Origin of the sequence: Microbacterium sp. NPDC056044 (assembly GCF_042267145.1) — a bacterium.
In the GTDB taxonomy this organism is placed as follows: domain Bacteria; phylum Actinomycetota; class Actinomycetes; order Actinomycetales; family Microbacteriaceae; genus Microbacterium.
This window is the reverse complement of record NZ_JBHJWZ010000004.1, coordinates 214626-230787: the sequence shown is the minus strand read 5'-3', so window position 1 is coordinate 230787 and position 16162 is coordinate 214626. Positions and strand designations below refer to the sequence as shown.

Here is a 16162-nt window from a genome sequence, read left to right as displayed (position 1 = left end):
CGTGCAGGAGCCGGCTCCCGACGAGGTGTCGACGGGAACGGATGCTGCGGCCGACGTCCTCGCGCGAGCACACGCGTGGCTCGCACAGGACCCCGACGGCGAGACCCGCACCGAGCTGCGCGCGCTGATCGACGCGGCAGAGACGGGCAACCCCGCCGCGCTCGAAGACCTCGGAGACCGCTTCTCGGCACGCCTCGCCTTCGGCACCGCGGGCCTCCGCGGCGCCCTCGGCGCCGGCAGCAACCGCATGAACCGCGTGCTCGTCGCGCAGGCGGCGGCGGGACTCGCGGCGTACGTGCGCGAACAGGCGGGGCTCCCGCCGGTCGGCGTCGAGGCCGCGTCGAGCGCAGCGGACGCCTCAGGCTCGGAAGGCGAGACGGATGCTGCGACCGCCGCCCACGGCAGCGCAGCCGACGACGGGGTCGTGGTGGCTCCTGCCGGCCGTGCCGACGCCACGGGTTCGCCCGACGAGCCGGCGGGCGCCGAGGGCTCGGCCGATGCCGACGCCGGTGACCTGGCCGCGTCCGAGTCCGAGGCCGACGCCGCGGGCCCGTCTGGGTCCGAGTCCGACGGCCCGTCCGACGCAAGCGCGGACACCCCTTCCGACGGCGCACCCTCGTCCGACACTGAGACCTCGTCCGACGCGGCCGCCCCGTCCGATACGGAGCGCACCGGCGCCGAGGACCCCGGCGCCGCGGACTCGCCGACCACCGACCCGGGCGAGCCCGCCGCGGCTGAAGGCGCGGAGGGCGCCGCCGCGGCCGGAGGCCAGGAGGAGGCCGAAGCCGCGCACGGCGCGGGGGACGCAGCATCCACTTCCGAAGAACTCACGGAGCCGTCGGCGCCCGAGCTCACCGAGACGCCGTCGGCCGATGCGCTGGAGGCCGAGGGCCCGGAGGTGCCGGGAATTCTCGACGACGCCCCGATCGTCGTGATCGGGTACGACGGGCGGCGCAATTCCGACGTGTTCGCGCGCGACTCGGCCGAGATCTTCGCGGGCGCGGGGCTCCGTGCGGTCCTGCTGCCGCGGCTGCTGCCGACGCCGGTGCTCGCGTTCGCGGTGCGGCACTTCGGCGCCGCCGCCGGCGTCATGGTCACGGCGAGCCACAACCCGCCCGACGACAACGGCTACAAGGTGTACCTCGGCGGTGACGACGACGGCTCGCAGATCGTGTCGCCCGCCGACGCCGAGATCGCCGCGCACATCGCGCGCGTGGCCGAGGCCGGCGACATCAGCACGGTGCCCCGGTCGCTCGGGTTCGAGCTCGCCACCGAGAGCGTCGTCGACGAGTACGTCGCGGCGACCGCGGCGGTCGCGCCTGCGCCCGACGGCGCCGAGGGCCTGACGTGGGTGTACACGGCGATGCACGGGGTCGGCTGGGAGACGCTGTCGCGGATCCTCGAGACCGCGGGCTACCCCGCGCCCGTGCCCGTGACCGCCCAGCTCGAGCCCGACGGCGCGTTCCCGACCGTGGCGTTCCCGAACCCGGAGGAGCCGGGCGCGATGGACCTCGCCTTCGAGGCCGCGCGCGAGGCGGGCGCCGAGCTCGTCATCGCGAACGACCCCGACGCCGACCGGCTCGCCGTCGCGCTGCCCGACGACTCCGCCGAGGGCGGCTGGCGCCGGCTCACGGGCAACGAGATCGGGCTGCTGCTCGGCTGGCGCGCGGGCCGGCTCGCAACCGCCGACGGCACGCCCGACGGCGCCTCGCTCGCGTGCTCTCTGGTGTCGTCACCCGGCCTCGAGGCCGTCGCCGAGCACTACGGGCTCGACTTCCACGCGACGCTCACCGGCTTCAAGTGGATCTCGCGCGCGCCCGGCATCGTCTTCGGCTTCGAGGAGGCGCTGGGCTACCTCGTGAACCCCGGCACCGTGCGCGACAAGGACGGCATCTCGGCCGCGATCGCCATCCTCGGCCTCGTGACCGAGGCGCGCGGGCGCGGCGCGAGCCTCGCCGACCTCCTGGCGGAGTTCGACGAGCAGTTCGGCGCGTTCGCGAGCGACCAGGTCTCGATCCGCGTCGACGACGTCTCGCAGATCTCGCGGATCATGGCGGCGCTGAGGGCGCAGCATCCATCGTCCGTCGGCGAGGTCGCGGTCGAGCGCGTGGATGATCTGCTCGACGGGGTCGACGACCTGCCGCCCGGGGACGTGCTGCGCCTGTGGCTCGCCGACGGCTCGCGCGTCATCGTGCGCCCGAGCGGCACCGAGCCGAAGCTCAAGCTGTACCTCGACGTGCGCGGCGACTCCCGCGACGACGCCGCCGCCCGCATCGCGGCCCTCGCCGACGGCGCCCGCGCGCTCCTCGCCGAGTACGGCGGCTGACCCCGCCCCCGGTCTCTTCCGGGTTTGGGGCGCATTCCCTCCGTCGGGGCGCATTATCTCCGCCCCAACGGAGAATCTGCGCCCCAAACCCGGACAGCAGCCTCAGCGCAGCACGAAGTGGCCGGGGGTGACCTCGGCGAGCGCGGTGCCGTCGGGCTCGAGGCCCACGGGCTCGGGACGCGTCGAGATGCGCTCGAGGCGGCGGCGCGCCTGCGCGGGGTCGGTCGACAGGGCCGCGTCGAGCAGATGCCGCGTGTACGGGTGCTGCGGCGACGCGAAGACCTCGGCGGTGGGGCCCAGCTCCACGATGCGGCCGCGGTTCATCACGGCCGTGCGCGTCGCGATCTCGCGCACCACCGACAGGTCGTGCGAGATGAACAGGTACGTGAGCTCGAGCTCGCGCTGCAGCCGCAGCAGCAGGTCGGTGACCTGCGCCTGGATCGACATGTCGAGCGCCGACAGCGGCTCGTCGCAGACGACGAAGCCCGGTCGCACGGCGATCGCTCGCGCGATCACGATCCGCTGGCGCTGACCGCCCGAGAACGCGCGCGGGCGCCGGTTCACGGCGTCGCCGTCGATGCCCACCGCGGCGAGCGCCTCGATCGCGCGGGCGCGCGGATCGGAGTCGGGCGCGAGCACGGTGAGCGGCTCCATGACGTTCTGCAGGGCCGTGCGGTGCGGGTTCAGCGATGAGAACGGGTCCTGGAAGATCACCTGCATCGACCGGTGGAACGGCGCCCGCTTCGCGCGCGGCAGCGCCGTGAGGTCGGTGCCCTCGTAGGTCACGGTGCCGCTCGTGGGCTCGTCCATCTGCAGGATGCAGCGCCCGAGCGTCGACTTGCCGCTGCCCGACTCCCCCACCAGGGCGAGCGTCTCGCCGCGGCGGATCGTCAGGTCGATGCCGTCGACGGCGCGGGTCGTGCCGATCGTGCGGCCCCAGGCGTTCCGCTGCGGGAAGGTCTTGACGAGCCCCCGGACCTCGACGAGGTCCGGGGTGCGGGTCGGGGTCTCAGCGCTCACGCGTCGCCTCCCTGATCGGTCGCCGCCCCGAGCTCGGCGGGGGCGTCGGGCGCAGCATCCAACAGTTCCTTCGTGTATGGATGCTGCGGCTCGGCGAAGACGCGATCCACGCTGCCCGACTCGACGATGCGGCCGTCCTTCATCACGAGCACGTCGTCGCAGACGGCGGCGACCACGCCGAGATCGTGCGTGACGATGAGCACGGTGAGCGACCGCTCGGACTGCAGGGTGCGCAGGAGCGCCAGGATCTGCGCCTGGATGGTGGCATCGAGCGCCGTCGTCGGCTCATCGGCCAGCAGCAGCTCGGGCTGGGCGAGCAGGGCCATGGCGATCATCGCGCGCTGGCGCATGCCGCCCGACAGCTCGTGCGGGTACCGCGACAGCACGCGCTCGGGCTCGGGGATGCGCACGGCGGCGAGTGCCTCGCGGGCGAGCACGGTCGCCTGGCGCTTGCCCACCTTCTGGAAGCGCTGCGCGACCTCGGTGAGGTGCCCGCCGATCCGCACGAGCGGGTTGAACGAGGTCATCGGGTCCTGGAAGACCATGGCGGCGGGCAGGCGCCGGCGGCCGAGCGTCGCGGTGACGTCGTCGCCGTCGAGCAGCACGCGGCGCCACTCGCGGGTCGCGCCGTCGGGGAGGATCCCCATGAGCGCCCGCAGCAGCATCGTCTTGCCCGAGCCGGACTCGCCCACGATGCCCACGACGCGCCCGCGCGGGACGTCGAACGAGACGTCGTCGAGCACGGTCACGCGGCCGCCGGTGTGGCCGGGGAGGTCGACGTCGAGTCCTTCGACGCTGAGCAGGATGTCGGCGGGATCTGCCGACGGGCTCTGGGGCGCAGCATCCGTCATGACGTTCCTCCTTCGGTGACCGACTGGCGCAGCGCGTCGCCGAGCACGTTGAACGAGAGCACCGTGAGCAGGATCAGCACACCGGGGATGAGCGCGAGGTACGGCGCGGTCTGGAGGCTCCCCTGGGCGGTCTCGAGGAGGCTGCCCCACGACGCCATCGGCGGCTGGATGCCGAGCCCGAGGAAGCTGAGCGCCGACTCGGTGAGGATCGCGGTCGAGATGCTCGCCGTTGCGGCGACGATGATCGTCGGCGCGGCGTCGGGCACGACGTGGCGCCACATCACGAGCTCGCGGCGCACACCGATGTACTGCGCGTAGCGGACGAACGCCCGCTCGCGGAGCGTCAGGGTCTCGGCGCGCACGAGCCGGGCGGTCGCCATCCACGAGAAGACGCCGATCACGAAGATGATCGTCCAGAGGCCGGGCCTCAGGAACACGCTCGCGACGATCACGAGCACCATCCACGGGATCGACGACAGGAAGTCGACGAACCGCATGAGGGCGTCGTCGACGCGGCCGCCCGCGTAGCCGGCGATGAGGCCCACGACCACGCCGATGGCAGTCGCGGCTGCCATCGCCAGGATGCCGACGGTCAGCGAGACGCGGCCGCCGTAGACGACGCGCGAGAAGTAGTCGCGGCCGAGCTCGTCGGTGCCGAACCAGTGCGCGGCGCTCGGCGGCTGCCAGCGGATCGCGAGGTCGGTGGTGGTCGGATCGAGGGGCAGTAGCGGCGCGAGCAGCGCGGTCAGGCCGACGACCACGAGGAACACGATCGCGAGGATCGCCGAGATCGAGCGGAACGACCGCGTGCGGTGCACGAGGGTCGTCGCGTCGACGACCGCGGCGACGTTCGGCGTGGTGTTGGTGGAAGACGTCATGAGCCCGCTCCGATCCGGATGCGCGGGTCGACGACGACGTACAGGATGTCGGCGATGAGGTTGCCGACGATCACGAGCACCGCCGACAGCAGCAGCACCGCGAGCACGACCGGGTAGTCGAGGCTGCGCGTCGCCGTGAGGAAGTAGGGGCCGATGCCGGGCCAGCCGAAGATCGACTCGGTCACGATGGCGCCGGTGACGAGGATCGGCAGCGCGAGACCGAGCTGCGTGATGATCGGCAGCATCACGTTGCGCCCGACGTGCCGCGTCAGCAGCTGGCGGCGCGACGTGCCGAACCCGCGCTGCACGAGCACGTAGTCCTGCGAGAACTGGCTGATCGTCGCCGAGCGCACGTACCGGGCGAGCTCGGGGAAGAACGCGACCACGAGCACGAGGAACGGCATGACGAAGTGCAGCAGGAAGTCGACAGGGTCGCCCTGTTTGCCCACCGAGTGCATGCCGATGATCGGGAACCAGCGCAGCTGATACCCGAAGACGTAGATCACGAGCAGCGCGAACCAGAACGAGGGCGTCGCGATGCCGATGCCGGCCAGGCCGTCGATCGCCTTGTCGACGACGGTGCCGCGGCGCGAGCCCGCGATGAGCCCCAGCACGACCGCGAGCACGAGCGCCGCGAGGTACGCGGGCGCCACGAGCATGATCGTGTTCGGGATGCGCACGGCCAGCTCCTCGGCGATCGAGTGCCGGCTCGCGAGCGAGTAGCCGAAGTCGCCCTGAAGGACGTTGGCGAGCCACAGGCCGTACTGCACCACGATGGGCTGGTCGAGACCGTAGCGCTCGCGCATGGCGGCCTTGGTCTCGTCCGACATCTGCGGCGTCGTGATGGTGTCGACGACGTCGTACGGCGCCGCATGCAGCAGCGCGAACACGACGAACGTCACGAGCAGCAGCATCGGCACGACCTGCAGCAGGCGGCGGAGGATGTAGACCGCCATCGTTCTCCTTTCCGGGTGGACGACGGATGCTGCGCCGCAGCGCCCGCCGGACACACGACGACGTCACGGGCACCCGGTTGAGGGATGCCCGTGACGTCGGTGACTCACTGCTCGGTGAGGAGCCCGAAGTTCTCGAACGTGTAGATCGGGACCAGCTTGGCGTCTTCGACGCCGCCGATCCGCGGGTTCACGGCGAGGATCTTGAGGTTGTCGGCCAGCGGGAACACCACCGCGTCCTCGGCGATCTGCGCCTGCAGGTCGGCGTAGATCGCCTTGCGGGCCTCGGGGTCGAGCTCGACGACACCCTGGTCGAACAGCGCGTCCGTGGCCGGGTTGGAGTACGAGAAGTAGTTCGCCGAAGCGCCGGTGCGGTACAGCAGGCTGTACGCGTCGGGGTCCTGGCCCATGATGTAGCCGCCGAGGAACGCGTCGTACTGCGAGTCGGCCCCCTTCTGGATCTCCTCGAAGACCGCGGCGGGCTCGATGCCCGCGAGCTCCACCGTGATGCCGGCGTCCTTCAGCTGCTGCTGGATGAGGGTCGCCTCGGTCTTCTGCGCGGGGTCGGCCCCGGCGTACGCGAGCGTGAAGCTGAGGTCGGAGACGCCGGCCTCCTCGAGGAGGGCTGCCGAGGCATCCGCGTCCTGCTCGTACTTCTCGACGTCCTCCGTCGCGAACGCGTTGCTCGGCGGAAGGATCGTGTAGGCGTTCTCGTAGTAGTCGTCGCTGAGGAACGCGCCGGTGTTGATCTCGTCGCGGTCGAGGGCGAAGAAGATCGCTTGACGCACCTTGGGGTCGGTGAGCTTCGCCGCGTTGAGGCCGAGGTAGGCCACGCGGCCCTCGGCGTACGGGTAGACGTTCAGGCCCGCGCCCTCGAGCTCGGTGATCTGGTCGGGCGTCGCGAACGAGGCATCCGCCTCACCCGTCTGCAGCGCCGTCTTGGTCGTGTTCGAGTCGCCCACGATGCGCAGGGTCAGCTCGGGGATCTTCGGCGCCTCGCCGTAGTAGTTCTCGTTCGCCTCGAACGTGAGGTACTGGCCGCGCTGGTACTCGGTGAGCTTGTAGGGGCCCGAGCCGACCGCGAGCGGGTCGAGCTCGGTCACCGAGAAGTCGGTGACGTCGCCGTACACGTGCTCGGGGATGATGTACGTCTCGGTCGCGATGTTGCTGAGGGCCGCCGCGCTGACGCTCGGCAGGTGGAAGACCACAGTGCGCTCGTCGGTCGCCTCGGCCGTGATGGGCTGGTCGCCCACGTAGAGCAGGTCGGCGTTGCCGTTCTCGCGGACGGCCTTGTTCGTGTAGGTGAAGACGACGTCGTCAGCCGTGAGGGGTTCGCCGTCGGACCAGGTCAGGCCGTCCTTCAGGGTGACGGTGACCGACAGGCCGTCCTCGGCGGGCTCGATCGACTCGGCCAGCTCGTTGACGACGGTGCCGTCGCCCTCGACGCGCGCGAGCGGCGAGTAGACGATGTTCGTGACGGTCAGACCCCAGCGGTCGCTCACGTTGATCGGGTTGAGCGACGACGGGTCGCTCGCGATCACGTAGGTGAGCTGGCCGGTGGCCTCGGCGCCGGACGTCTCGGGTGCGGCGTCGCCCTGCGAGCAGGCGGCCAGACCGATGGTCGCCGCCAGTGCCAGTGCGATGGGGGCGATCACTCGCCTCTTCGTCTTCATCTGTTTCGGATCCTCTTCGCTGTGTGTGCACCCGAACGGACGCACCGTTCGAGCCTAGGCGGGGCTCCGGAGGGGAGGGCCGGGCGGAGGCGAACAATTGCGAAGTATGACGACGTGCGGACGCGCACTTGGCGATTCGCGGGGCGTGAGGACTTCGCACCCTGCCCAGCACGTGCGGCCTGGCGCACATCCGGTTCTACGCTCGGAGCATGCTGCTCACCGCGCCCGTCACACTCGAGAACGCCTTCGTGCGGCTGGAGCCCCTCTCCCCCGACCACGAGGCGGACCTCGCCGCCGCGGCCGTCGGTCTCGAGCACACCTGGTACACGTCGGTGCCGCGTCCTGACGGCATCGCCGCCGACATCGCACAGCGGCTGCGGTGGCGCGACGAGGGACACATGAACCCGTGGGCGGTGCGCCGGCTCGACACCGGGCGCGTCGTCGGCGAGACCACGTTCTGCAACATCGACCAGCCGAACCGCCACGTCGAGATCGGGCACACCTGGATCGGGGTCGAGGCCCAGCGCACCTTCGTGAACTCGGCGTCGAAGCTGCTGCTGCTCGGCCACGCGTTCGAGCAGTGCGACGCGATCGCCGTCGAGTTCCGCACGCACTGGCACAACCGTCAGTCCCGTGCGGCGATCGCACGCCTCGGCGCCAAGCAGGACGGCGTCCTCCGCAACCACCGCCTCGGCCCCGAGGGCACCCTCCGCGACACCGTGGTCTTCTCGATCCTCCCGGCCGAGTGGCCCGCCGTCCGCCTCGACCTCACCGAGCGCCTCGCCCGCGGCTGACCCCGGGGCGCAGCATCCGTCCCCGACCCACCTCCCCAGCCCCATCCAGGTTTGGGGCGCGTCGCGTCCGTTCGGGGCGCAAGGGACGCGCCCCGAACGATCGCCGCACGCCCCAAAACCCAGGTGTCTCCACCCGAGTGCCGCATCGCAACCCGGGCCGTAGCATCCATCCCGTCAATGTTTGGGGCGCGTCGCGTTCACCTGGGGCGCGCGGCGCGCGCCCCAAACGATCGCCGCACGCCCCAAACCCACGAGTACGGAGATTGGATGCTGCAGCCAGGACTTGCGCTTCCTCCACAGGTTGGTGTTGTCCACAGACCTGCGGTCCAGCGTCCCGCGCGCCGGCCATCCGTCGGAGACTCGCGGACATGGCGACTCTCACGCTCCTCACGCGCACCCAGCTGCTCGACACGACCACGCCGCGGCGGCTCGCAACGGCAGTCACGCTCGGCGATTTGACGCGGTTGCGCGTCGGCGTCTACGTGGACACGGTCGCGTGGAACGCCGCGAAGTCGGAGGCCCGTGTCATCGCTCGCGCCCACGCGCTCACGCTCTGCTCGCCCACACCCACCGTGTTCGCCCATGAGACGGCGGCGGCCGCACACGGGCTGCCGCTCTACCGCGCGGATCGGGACCGGGTGCACGTCATTGCTCGGGAGGCGCGGCCAGGCGCCGCGCGCGGAGTGATACGCCACCGCGGGGATCTCCCGGACGATGACGTCGTCGAGATCGGCGGCCTGCAGGTCACGTCGCTCGCGCGCACTGTGTCTGATGTCGCGCGCACGGCCTCGTTCGAGCAGGCCGTCACCGTGGCTGATGCCGCGCTCCGCCAGCAGTTCGTCACCGGTCCCGGCGAGTATGACTTCATCGAGGCAGAGCGGTTCCGTCAAGAGGCGCTCTCCATCGCTCGCCGATCGGCGCACGGACTCACCCGTGCCCGTCGCGTTCTGGAGTTCGCCGATGGGCGGGCCCAGCTGCCGGGGGAAAGCATCAGCCGTATCCGCCTCCGGGAGATCGGGTTCCGCGTCATCGAGTTGCAGGTCGCTGTGCCGGGGCGAGGCATCCATCCCTACTACGTCGACTTCGGACTGGATGAGGCGAACGCCTTCGGCGAGTTCGACGGCGCGATCAAGTACGTCGACGGGAAGATTCTCGACGGGCGCACTTCGTCGCAGGTGTTCGACGAGGAGAAGCAGCGCGAGGACTGGATCCGCGGCACCACCCAGCGCCGTATTGCGCGCTGGGGCTGGCCCCACCTGGCAACGGCGGCCGACCTGCGGACGCGGCTCGAGGCCTTCAGCATTCGCCCGCCCCGCTGACCTCCTTCGGGTGGGGCGCACCGCGTGCAGTCGGGGCGCGCGCCGTGCGCCCCGAACGATGGGCGTGCGCCCCGAACCCGCGAAGGCCGTCCAACCCCCGTCGGCCGCGGCGTGGCCGCGGGCCGCAGCATCCATCCCCTCCCCAGTGTTGGGGCGCACCGCGTGCAGTCGGGGCGCGCGGCGTGCGCCCCGAACGACCGGCGTGCGCCCCAAACCCTGAAGACGGGTCGGGAAGGGGACGGGTCGGGAAGGGGACGACGGATGCTGCGGCTCAGCCGTCGATGACGGCGACGAGCTCGTCGAGGAAGGCGTTGAAGTCGGTGCCGCGGCGCACGATGCGCTGGACGCTGTCGCGCTCGCTGAAGACCTCGACGAACTGCTCGAAGACCGTCTGGAAGGCCTCGCGCTCGGTCTCGGAGAACGCGACGAGCGCGACGACCTGCACGCGGCCGTCGCCCCACGGGATCGACGGGTCGGCGATGCCGATCGCGATGGCTGTGCGGGCCGCGGTCATCTCGAGCGAGTGCGGGACGGCGAGGGCGTCGGTGAACGCGGTCGACGACAGGCGCTCGCGGTCGATCGTGCGCGCGACGTACTCGGCGTCGATGACCCCGCGGGCCTCGAGCAGGGCCCCGAGCCCGCGGATCACCCCCTCCTCGCCCGCGGTCTCGTCGAGGCCGCGCACGAACGCCGACGGCTCGAAGTAGCGCTCCAGCTCGGCACGCAGCCGGGCGAGGCGGCGTGACCGGCGGATGCGACCGGCGGCGGCCTGAACACGCTCGACGTCGGCGTCCGTCAGGAACGGCTGGATGCGCACGATCCGTTCGGCAGCGGTCGGCGGGTCGATCGTCGTCAGGACGAGGTCGGTGTCGATCGAGGACCAGTCCGGGTCGACGCGCGTCTCGACGCCGACCACCTCGATCGCCTGCCCGAGCGAGCGGTCGACGCTCGACCGCAGCAGCTCGTGCAGGTCGTAGTAGCCGGGGCACACGATGGTCGCGGTGAGGAGCTGATCGGCCCGCCTGCTGCGCTCGAGCCGGCCGCCGACGTGCATCGCGATGTAGGCGATCTCGTCGTCGGGCAGCGGAATGCCGAGCCGCTGCTGCAGGCGGCTCGCGATGAACACCGCGACCTCGAAGATCATCGGGTACGTCGACTTCAGCGACCGCGTCAGCGGGTTGCGCGACCACGCCTGCTCGCGGGCGCGATGCAGCAGGTTCTGCACATGCAGGGCGAGCCGCGCGACGAAGTCGTCGTGCGCGATGTCGACGAGGAACTCGTCGGCCGCGGCGGTCACCACCTCGCGCACGACCGCCTCGACCTCGGGATCGAGGGCTGACGGCGCGGTTCCGGATGCTGCGTCCTCGTGCCCGTCGGGAGCGACGACGCGCGTCAGGACCAGCGTCGCGAGGTGCTGCAGATCGGCGCTGCCGAGCTGCACGCCCAGGTGCCGCTCGGAGAGCTCCGCGATGATCCCGGCGACCTGGCTCTGGGTCGGACGCTCGCGCCCGGCTGCGGCGCCGGCTCCGGCGTCGAGCGGGCGGTCGCGCGAGGTGCGGTCGGCGGCGATCGCGATGTGCATGACCACGTCGGCGATGCCGAACTCGTTGACGAACCAGCCGAGGTCTCCCAGGCGCGCGACGAGCTCGGTCTTGAACGGGCCGAACGCCTGCGCCCCGACCGACCCCTCGCCGAGTGTGCGGCGGAGGGCGGCGAGATCGAAGGATCCGGCGTCCATCTCGTCGTGCGCGAGCCGGCTGAGCAGACGCCGCTGCGCGCCCTCGGTGCCGCGCAGCCGCGCGCGTGACGCGGAGCGCTCGAGGGTGAGCTCGGTGCCGCCGAGCAGCCCGCGGACGCGGGCGAGGTCGGCGTCGAGGGTGGCGGGCGAGACGTGCAGCGCCTCGGCCGTTTCGAACACATCGATGCCGTCGGGGGCGTCGAGAAGCGCCCGGACGAGGGTGTGCAGCCGGTCGCGGGGCGTGCCGGCGTCCCCGCCCGCGCGGAGGGCGGCCGCAGCATCCGTCCCCGCTCGATAGCCCTGCGGACCGGACTCGACGGCGGCACCCGGCGCCACCCGCGCATTCGCCGCGGTGACGTAGGAGCGGATGCTGCGCGGCGTCACGCCCAGCGCGTCGGCGAGAGCGGATGCCGTGACCCAGTCGCCGTCGCGCAGGAGCAGTGAGAGCACACGATCTTGCCGGGCTCGGGTCACAGGCCCAGTCAACCACGCGCACCGGACAGCGAGGCCGCCGGCGCCTCCCCCGTTTCCGCCCCTGCGGAAGAAGGAGTGGTTGTCCCCTCCCAGCGTTCTCACAAGAATGGCAAATGAGGAGGCGGGTCGATGAGGATCCTGGTGGTGTGCGGAGCGGGTGCGTCGAGCACCTTCGTCGCTCAGCGTGTGCGTCACGCGGCCCACGCGCAGGGACTCGACTATTCCGCCTTCGCCGGCACCGAGCAGTCGCTGCCGATCGATCTCGATGCCGCCGACGTCGTGCTCGTGGGGCCGCACCTGGTCCATGCGCTGGAGCGCATAGAACGGGATGCCGCCGCTCGGGGGACGACCGTGGTACTGCTGCCGTCCGACATCTTCGGAGACCGGGACGGCACGCGGACCCTCGAACTGGTCCGCACCGCGATCGGGAGCCCCGGGGGGCCGCTCCCGGCCGCGGACGCGGCCCCATCACCACACGACTGAACGCCACGCGACGACACCAGGAACAGACAGAGAGGTCACGACATGCCACCCATCTCCCGCACCGTCCGGATCGGATCGGCGCACGGTCTGCACGCTCGTCCGGCGAAGCTGTTCGCGCAGGCGGCGAAGGATGCCGGCATCCCGATCACGATCGCGAAGGACGCGGGCGGCCCCGTCAACGCGGCGAGCATCCTGGGCGTGATCGCGCTCGGCATCGAGCAGGGCGACTACGTGACCCTCACCGCGGACGGCGACGGCGCGGAATCGACGCTCGACACGCTCGCCGAGCTCCTCACCACCGACCACGACGCGGAGGCCTGAACATGACCGAACTCCGAGGTGTGGGAATCGGCCTGGGCGTCGCCCAGGGGCCCGTCGCGCGCATGGCCGAGCCTGCGCCGGCACCCTCCGACGCGCCGAGCACGCTGAGCGCCGACGACGAGAAGGCGCGGGTGACGGATGCTGTGGCCGCCGTCGCGCGCGAGCTCGAGGCCCGCGGGGCTCAGGCCGGCGGCGCCGCGCAGGAGGTGCTCGAGGCGCAGGCCATGATGGCCGAGGACCCGACCCTCGCCGACGAGATCGGCACCCGCCTCGCCCAGGGCAAGACCGGCGAGTTCGCGGTGTTCGACGCGTTCGCGTCGTTCCGCGACCAGCTCGCGGCCATGGGCGGCTACCTCGGCGAGCGCGCCGCCGACCTCGACGACGTCGCACAGCGGGTCATCGCGCGGCTGCGCGGCGTCCCGGCCCCCGGCGTGCCGGACCCGGGGCATCCGTTCGTCCTCGTCGCGAAGGACCTCGCACCCGCCGACACCGCACTCCTCGACCTCGACAAGGTGCTCGCGCTCGTGACCACCGAGGGCGGGCCGACCTCGCACACCGCGATCCTCGCGCGCGAGAAGTCGATCGTCGCGATCGTGGGCGCGACCACCGCGACCGGGCTGCGCGAGGGAGAGATGGTGATCGTGGATGCCGCGGCCGGCGTCGTGACGACGGAGCCGACCGCCGACGAGCTCGAGCGGGCACAGAACCGCGCCGACGCGCGTGCGGCCGCAGCATCCGCTCCCCTCACCGACGGGGCGCTCGCGGACGGCACCGCGATCCCGCTGCTCGCCAACCTCGGCAACCCGGACGGTGCCGCCGACGCTGTCGCGCTCGGCGCGGAGGGCGTGGGCCTGTTCCGGACGGAGTTCCTGTTCCTGAGCTCCAACCAGGCGCCCACCGTCCAGCAGCAGCGGGAGGCGTACACGAAGCTCCTCGCCGCCTTCCCCGGCAAGAAGGTCGTCGTGCGCGTGCTCGACGCCGGCGCGGACAAGCCGCTCGCGTTCCTGAACGACGCGCACGAGGAGAACCCCGCACTCGGGCTCCGCGGCATCCGTGCGCTCCGCGCCAGCGAAGACATCCTGCGCGAACAGCTCACGGCTCTCGCCGAGGCGGATGCCGCCACCGACGCCGACCTGTGGGTCATGGCGCCCATGATCGCCACGGTCGAGGAGACGGAGTACTTCACCGCCCTCGCGCGCGACTACGGCATCAAGACCGCCGGCGTCATGGTGGAGGTGCCGTCGTCGGCGCTGCTCGCCGATCGCATCCTGGTCGACGCGGACTTCGCCTCCATCGGCACCAACGACCTCACGCAGTACACGCTCGCCGCCGACCGGCTCCTCGGGTCGGTCGCGACGTTCCAGGATCCGTGGCACCCGGCGGTGCTGCGCCTGATCCGCGAGGTCGGCGACGCCGGCCGCGCGAACGGCAAGCCGGTCGGCATCTGCGGTGAGGCGGCGGCAGATCCCCTGCTCGCCGTCGTGCTCGTCGGCCTGGGCGCCACGAGCCTGTCCATGGCACCCACGGCCCTCGCCGACGTGCGCGCCACCCTTCTCCAGCACACCATCGCCGAGGCGCGCGACATCGCCACGGCAGCCCTCGCCGCCAACGACGCGGCATCCGCCCGGTCCGCAGCCCAGCAGGCGGCCACCCGATAGGTCGCCGCGGCGGCCCGGAAACCCACACACAAGGGAGACAGCAAAATGACAACGGCGTCAGTGCCCACCTCGGGCACCAGCAGGGCTCGGGTCGGAGTCCAACGCTTCGGCACGTTCCTGTCCGGCATGATCATGCCGAACATCCCCGCGCTGATCGCGTGGGGCATCTTCACCGCGTTCTTCATCGCGGTCGGCTGGACCCCGGTCCCGGCGCTCGCGACGCTCGTGGGGCCCTTCATCCACTATCTGCTGCCGATCCTCATCGCATACACCGGCGGCAACATCATCTATGGCGTGCGCGGTGGCGTGGTGGCCTCGATCGGCACCTTCGGCGCGATCGCAGGATCGGACTACCTGATCGCACAGATCAACGCCGACCTGCCGGCCGACAACCAGCTGGGCCAGGTGCACATGTTCATCGGCGCGATGATCATGGCCCCGATCTGCGCCTACTCCATGAAGTGGCTGGACAGTCTGTGGGAAGGCAAGATCAGGGCCGGCTTCGAGATGCTCGTGAACATGTTCTCGGCGGGCATCTGGGGCTTCGTCCTGGCCATCATCGGCTTCTACCCGATCGCGTGGGTGGTGAACGGCATCATGCAGGTGCTCAGCAACGCGGTCGACTGGCTCGTCTCGATGAACCTGCTGCCGCTGACGAGCATCATCATCGAGCCGGCGAAGGTGTTCTTCCTCAACAACGCCATCAACCATGGCGTGCTGACTCCGCTCGGCATCCAGGAGTCCGCCGACACCGGTTCGTCGATCCTGTTCCTCCTCGAGGCCAACCCCGGCCCCGGTGTGGGTCTGCTCCTCGCGTTCACGTTCTTCGGCATCGGCGCCGCGCGCGCCTCCGCCCCGGGCGCCGCGGTGATCCAGTTCTTCGGCGGCATCCACGAGGTCTACTTCCCGTACGCGCTGATGAAGCCGATGCTGATCCTCGCGCTGATCGCGGGCGGCATGACCGGCGTCACGACGAACATGCTCCTCGGCGGTGCCCTGAGAGCGCCGGCCGCACCGGGCAGCATCTTCGCGGTGATCGCTCAAGTCGCGAACAACTCCTACGTCGCGGTGCTGCTCTCGGTGGTGCTCGCCGCCACCGTGACGTTCCTCATCTCGTGGGTCATCCTGCGCGCCTCGCGCAAGCGCGACCTCGAGGCCATGGCGGCGACCGACGATGCGTTCGGCGCGGCGATCACGCAGACCGCGGCAGCCAAGGGCAAGTCGTCGGCGGCGCTCGACGGCCTGCGCAGCGGCGCTGCGACGAGCGCCGACGGCGGCATCGAGCCCGCCACCATGACCGAGCGCGAGATCAAGAACATCGTGTTCGCGTGCGACGCGGGCATGGGTTCGTCGGCCATGGGCGCGAGCGTGCTGCGCAACAAGATCAAGAAGGCGGGGATCGAGGACGTCACGGTCACCAACAAGGCGATCGCGGCGCTCGACCCGTCGGCCGACCTGGTCATAACGCAGAACCAGCTCACGGACCGCGCGCGGCAGAAGACGCCGGACTCGGTCCACGTGTCGGTCGACAACTTCATGAACTCGCCGCGCTACGACGAGGTCGTGGACCTCGTCCGCGCCCAGCATGAGGATGGGAAGGCGTAGCTGAGACCGCGGTGGGGCCGGGCGGGCGATGAGCCCCCGGTCCCACCGCCCTCGGCACGGCCGCGCCCC

At 71.4% G+C, this 16162-nt stretch carries 13 protein-coding genes; 7 read left to right on the top strand and 6 right to left on the bottom strand.

All coding sequences use genetic code 11. The annotated features are described in order from the left end of the window. Positions 1-25: 25 nt before the first annotated feature. Positions 26-2326, top strand: coding sequence for a phospho-sugar mutase (locus ACFC1I_RS12960; RefSeq protein ID WP_376010863.1), 2301 nt, complete (start codon positions 26-28; stop codon positions 2324-2326). Positions 2327-2428: 102 nt separating this feature from the next. Here ACFC1I_RS12960 and ACFC1I_RS12955 read toward each other — a convergent pair whose 3' ends face one another. The 5 genes from ACFC1I_RS12955 to ACFC1I_RS12935 form a co-directional block, all read right to left on the bottom strand. Then, the gene (locus tag ACFC1I_RS12955) at positions 2429-3346 is read right to left on the bottom strand and encodes an ATP-binding cassette domain-containing protein (protein WP_376009894.1); all 918 of its coding nucleotides are present in this window, start codon (positions 3344-3346) and stop codon (positions 2429-2431) included. Beyond that, the gene (locus ACFC1I_RS12950; protein WP_376009891.1) at positions 3343-4197 is read right to left on the bottom strand and encodes an ABC transporter ATP-binding protein; all 855 of its coding nucleotides are present in this window, start codon (positions 4195-4197) and stop codon (positions 3343-3345) included. Before ACFC1I_RS12950 ends, ACFC1I_RS12955 begins: the two co-directional genes overlap by 4 nt. After that, positions 4194-5075, bottom strand: coding sequence for an ABC transporter permease (locus tag ACFC1I_RS12945; protein WP_376009888.1), 882 nt, complete (start codon positions 5073-5075; stop codon positions 4194-4196). Before ACFC1I_RS12945 ends, ACFC1I_RS12950 begins: the two co-directional genes overlap by 4 nt. Further along, the gene (locus ACFC1I_RS12940) at positions 5072-6031 is read right to left on the bottom strand and encodes an ABC transporter permease (protein WP_376009885.1); all 960 of its coding nucleotides are present in this window, start codon (positions 6029-6031) and stop codon (positions 5072-5074) included. The genes ACFC1I_RS12945 and ACFC1I_RS12940 overlap by 4 nt, the downstream gene beginning before the upstream one ends. A gap of 104 nt (positions 6032-6135) precedes the next feature. Continuing rightward, positions 6136-7701 (bottom strand): ABC transporter substrate-binding protein, encoded by a 1566-nt coding sequence (locus tag ACFC1I_RS12935; protein WP_376009882.1) that lies wholly within the window; start codon positions 7699-7701, stop codon positions 6136-6138. A 209-nt stretch (positions 7702-7910) separates the two neighbouring features. Between ACFC1I_RS12935 and ACFC1I_RS12930 the strand changes: the two genes are divergently transcribed. Both ACFC1I_RS12930 and ACFC1I_RS12925 read left to right on the top strand, forming a co-directional pair. Next, entirely contained in the window at positions 7911-8495 is a 585-nt protein-coding gene (locus tag ACFC1I_RS12930; protein ID WP_376009879.1) for a GNAT family N-acetyltransferase, read from the top strand. Positions 8496-8863: 368 nt separating this feature from the next. Then, positions 8864-9814, top strand: a complete 951-nt coding sequence (locus ACFC1I_RS12925; RefSeq protein WP_376009877.1) for a hypothetical protein — start codon at positions 8864-8866, stop codon at positions 9812-9814. Between the two features lie 271 nt (positions 9815-10085). Here the strand turns inward: ACFC1I_RS12925 and ACFC1I_RS12920 are convergent, their stop codons facing one another. Next, complete coding sequence (locus ACFC1I_RS12920) at positions 10086-12026, bottom strand: BglG family transcription antiterminator (RefSeq protein WP_376009875.1); 1941 nt, start codon at positions 12024-12026, stop codon at positions 10086-10088. Between the two features lie 129 nt (positions 12027-12155). Between ACFC1I_RS12920 and ACFC1I_RS12915 the strand changes: the two genes are divergently transcribed. From ACFC1I_RS12915 to ACFC1I_RS12900, 4 genes are read left to right on the top strand one after another with little or no spacing between them, the layout of a single operon-like run. Further along, positions 12156-12509 carry a PTS sugar transporter subunit IIB gene (locus tag ACFC1I_RS12915; protein ID WP_376009873.1) on the top strand — a complete coding sequence of 118 codons (354 nt, stop codon included), beginning with the start codon at positions 12156-12158 and terminating at the stop codon, positions 12507-12509. Between the two features lie 42 nt (positions 12510-12551). Beyond that, on the top strand, positions 12552-12830 hold the full coding sequence (locus ACFC1I_RS12910; RefSeq protein WP_376009871.1) for an HPr family phosphocarrier protein: 279 nt from the start codon (positions 12552-12554) through the stop codon (positions 12828-12830). 2 nt (positions 12831-12832) lie between these two features. Continuing rightward, the gene (gene ptsP / locus ACFC1I_RS12905) at positions 12833-14488 is read left to right on the top strand and encodes a phosphoenolpyruvate--protein phosphotransferase (RefSeq protein WP_376009870.1); all 1656 of its coding nucleotides are present in this window, start codon (positions 12833-12835) and stop codon (positions 14486-14488) included. Positions 14489-14533: 45 nt separating this feature from the next. Then, positions 14534-16093, top strand: coding sequence for a PTS mannitol transporter subunit IICB (locus tag ACFC1I_RS12900; RefSeq protein WP_376009868.1), 1560 nt, complete (start codon positions 14534-14536; stop codon positions 16091-16093). The last annotated feature ends 69 nt before the right edge of the window (positions 16094-16162 follow it).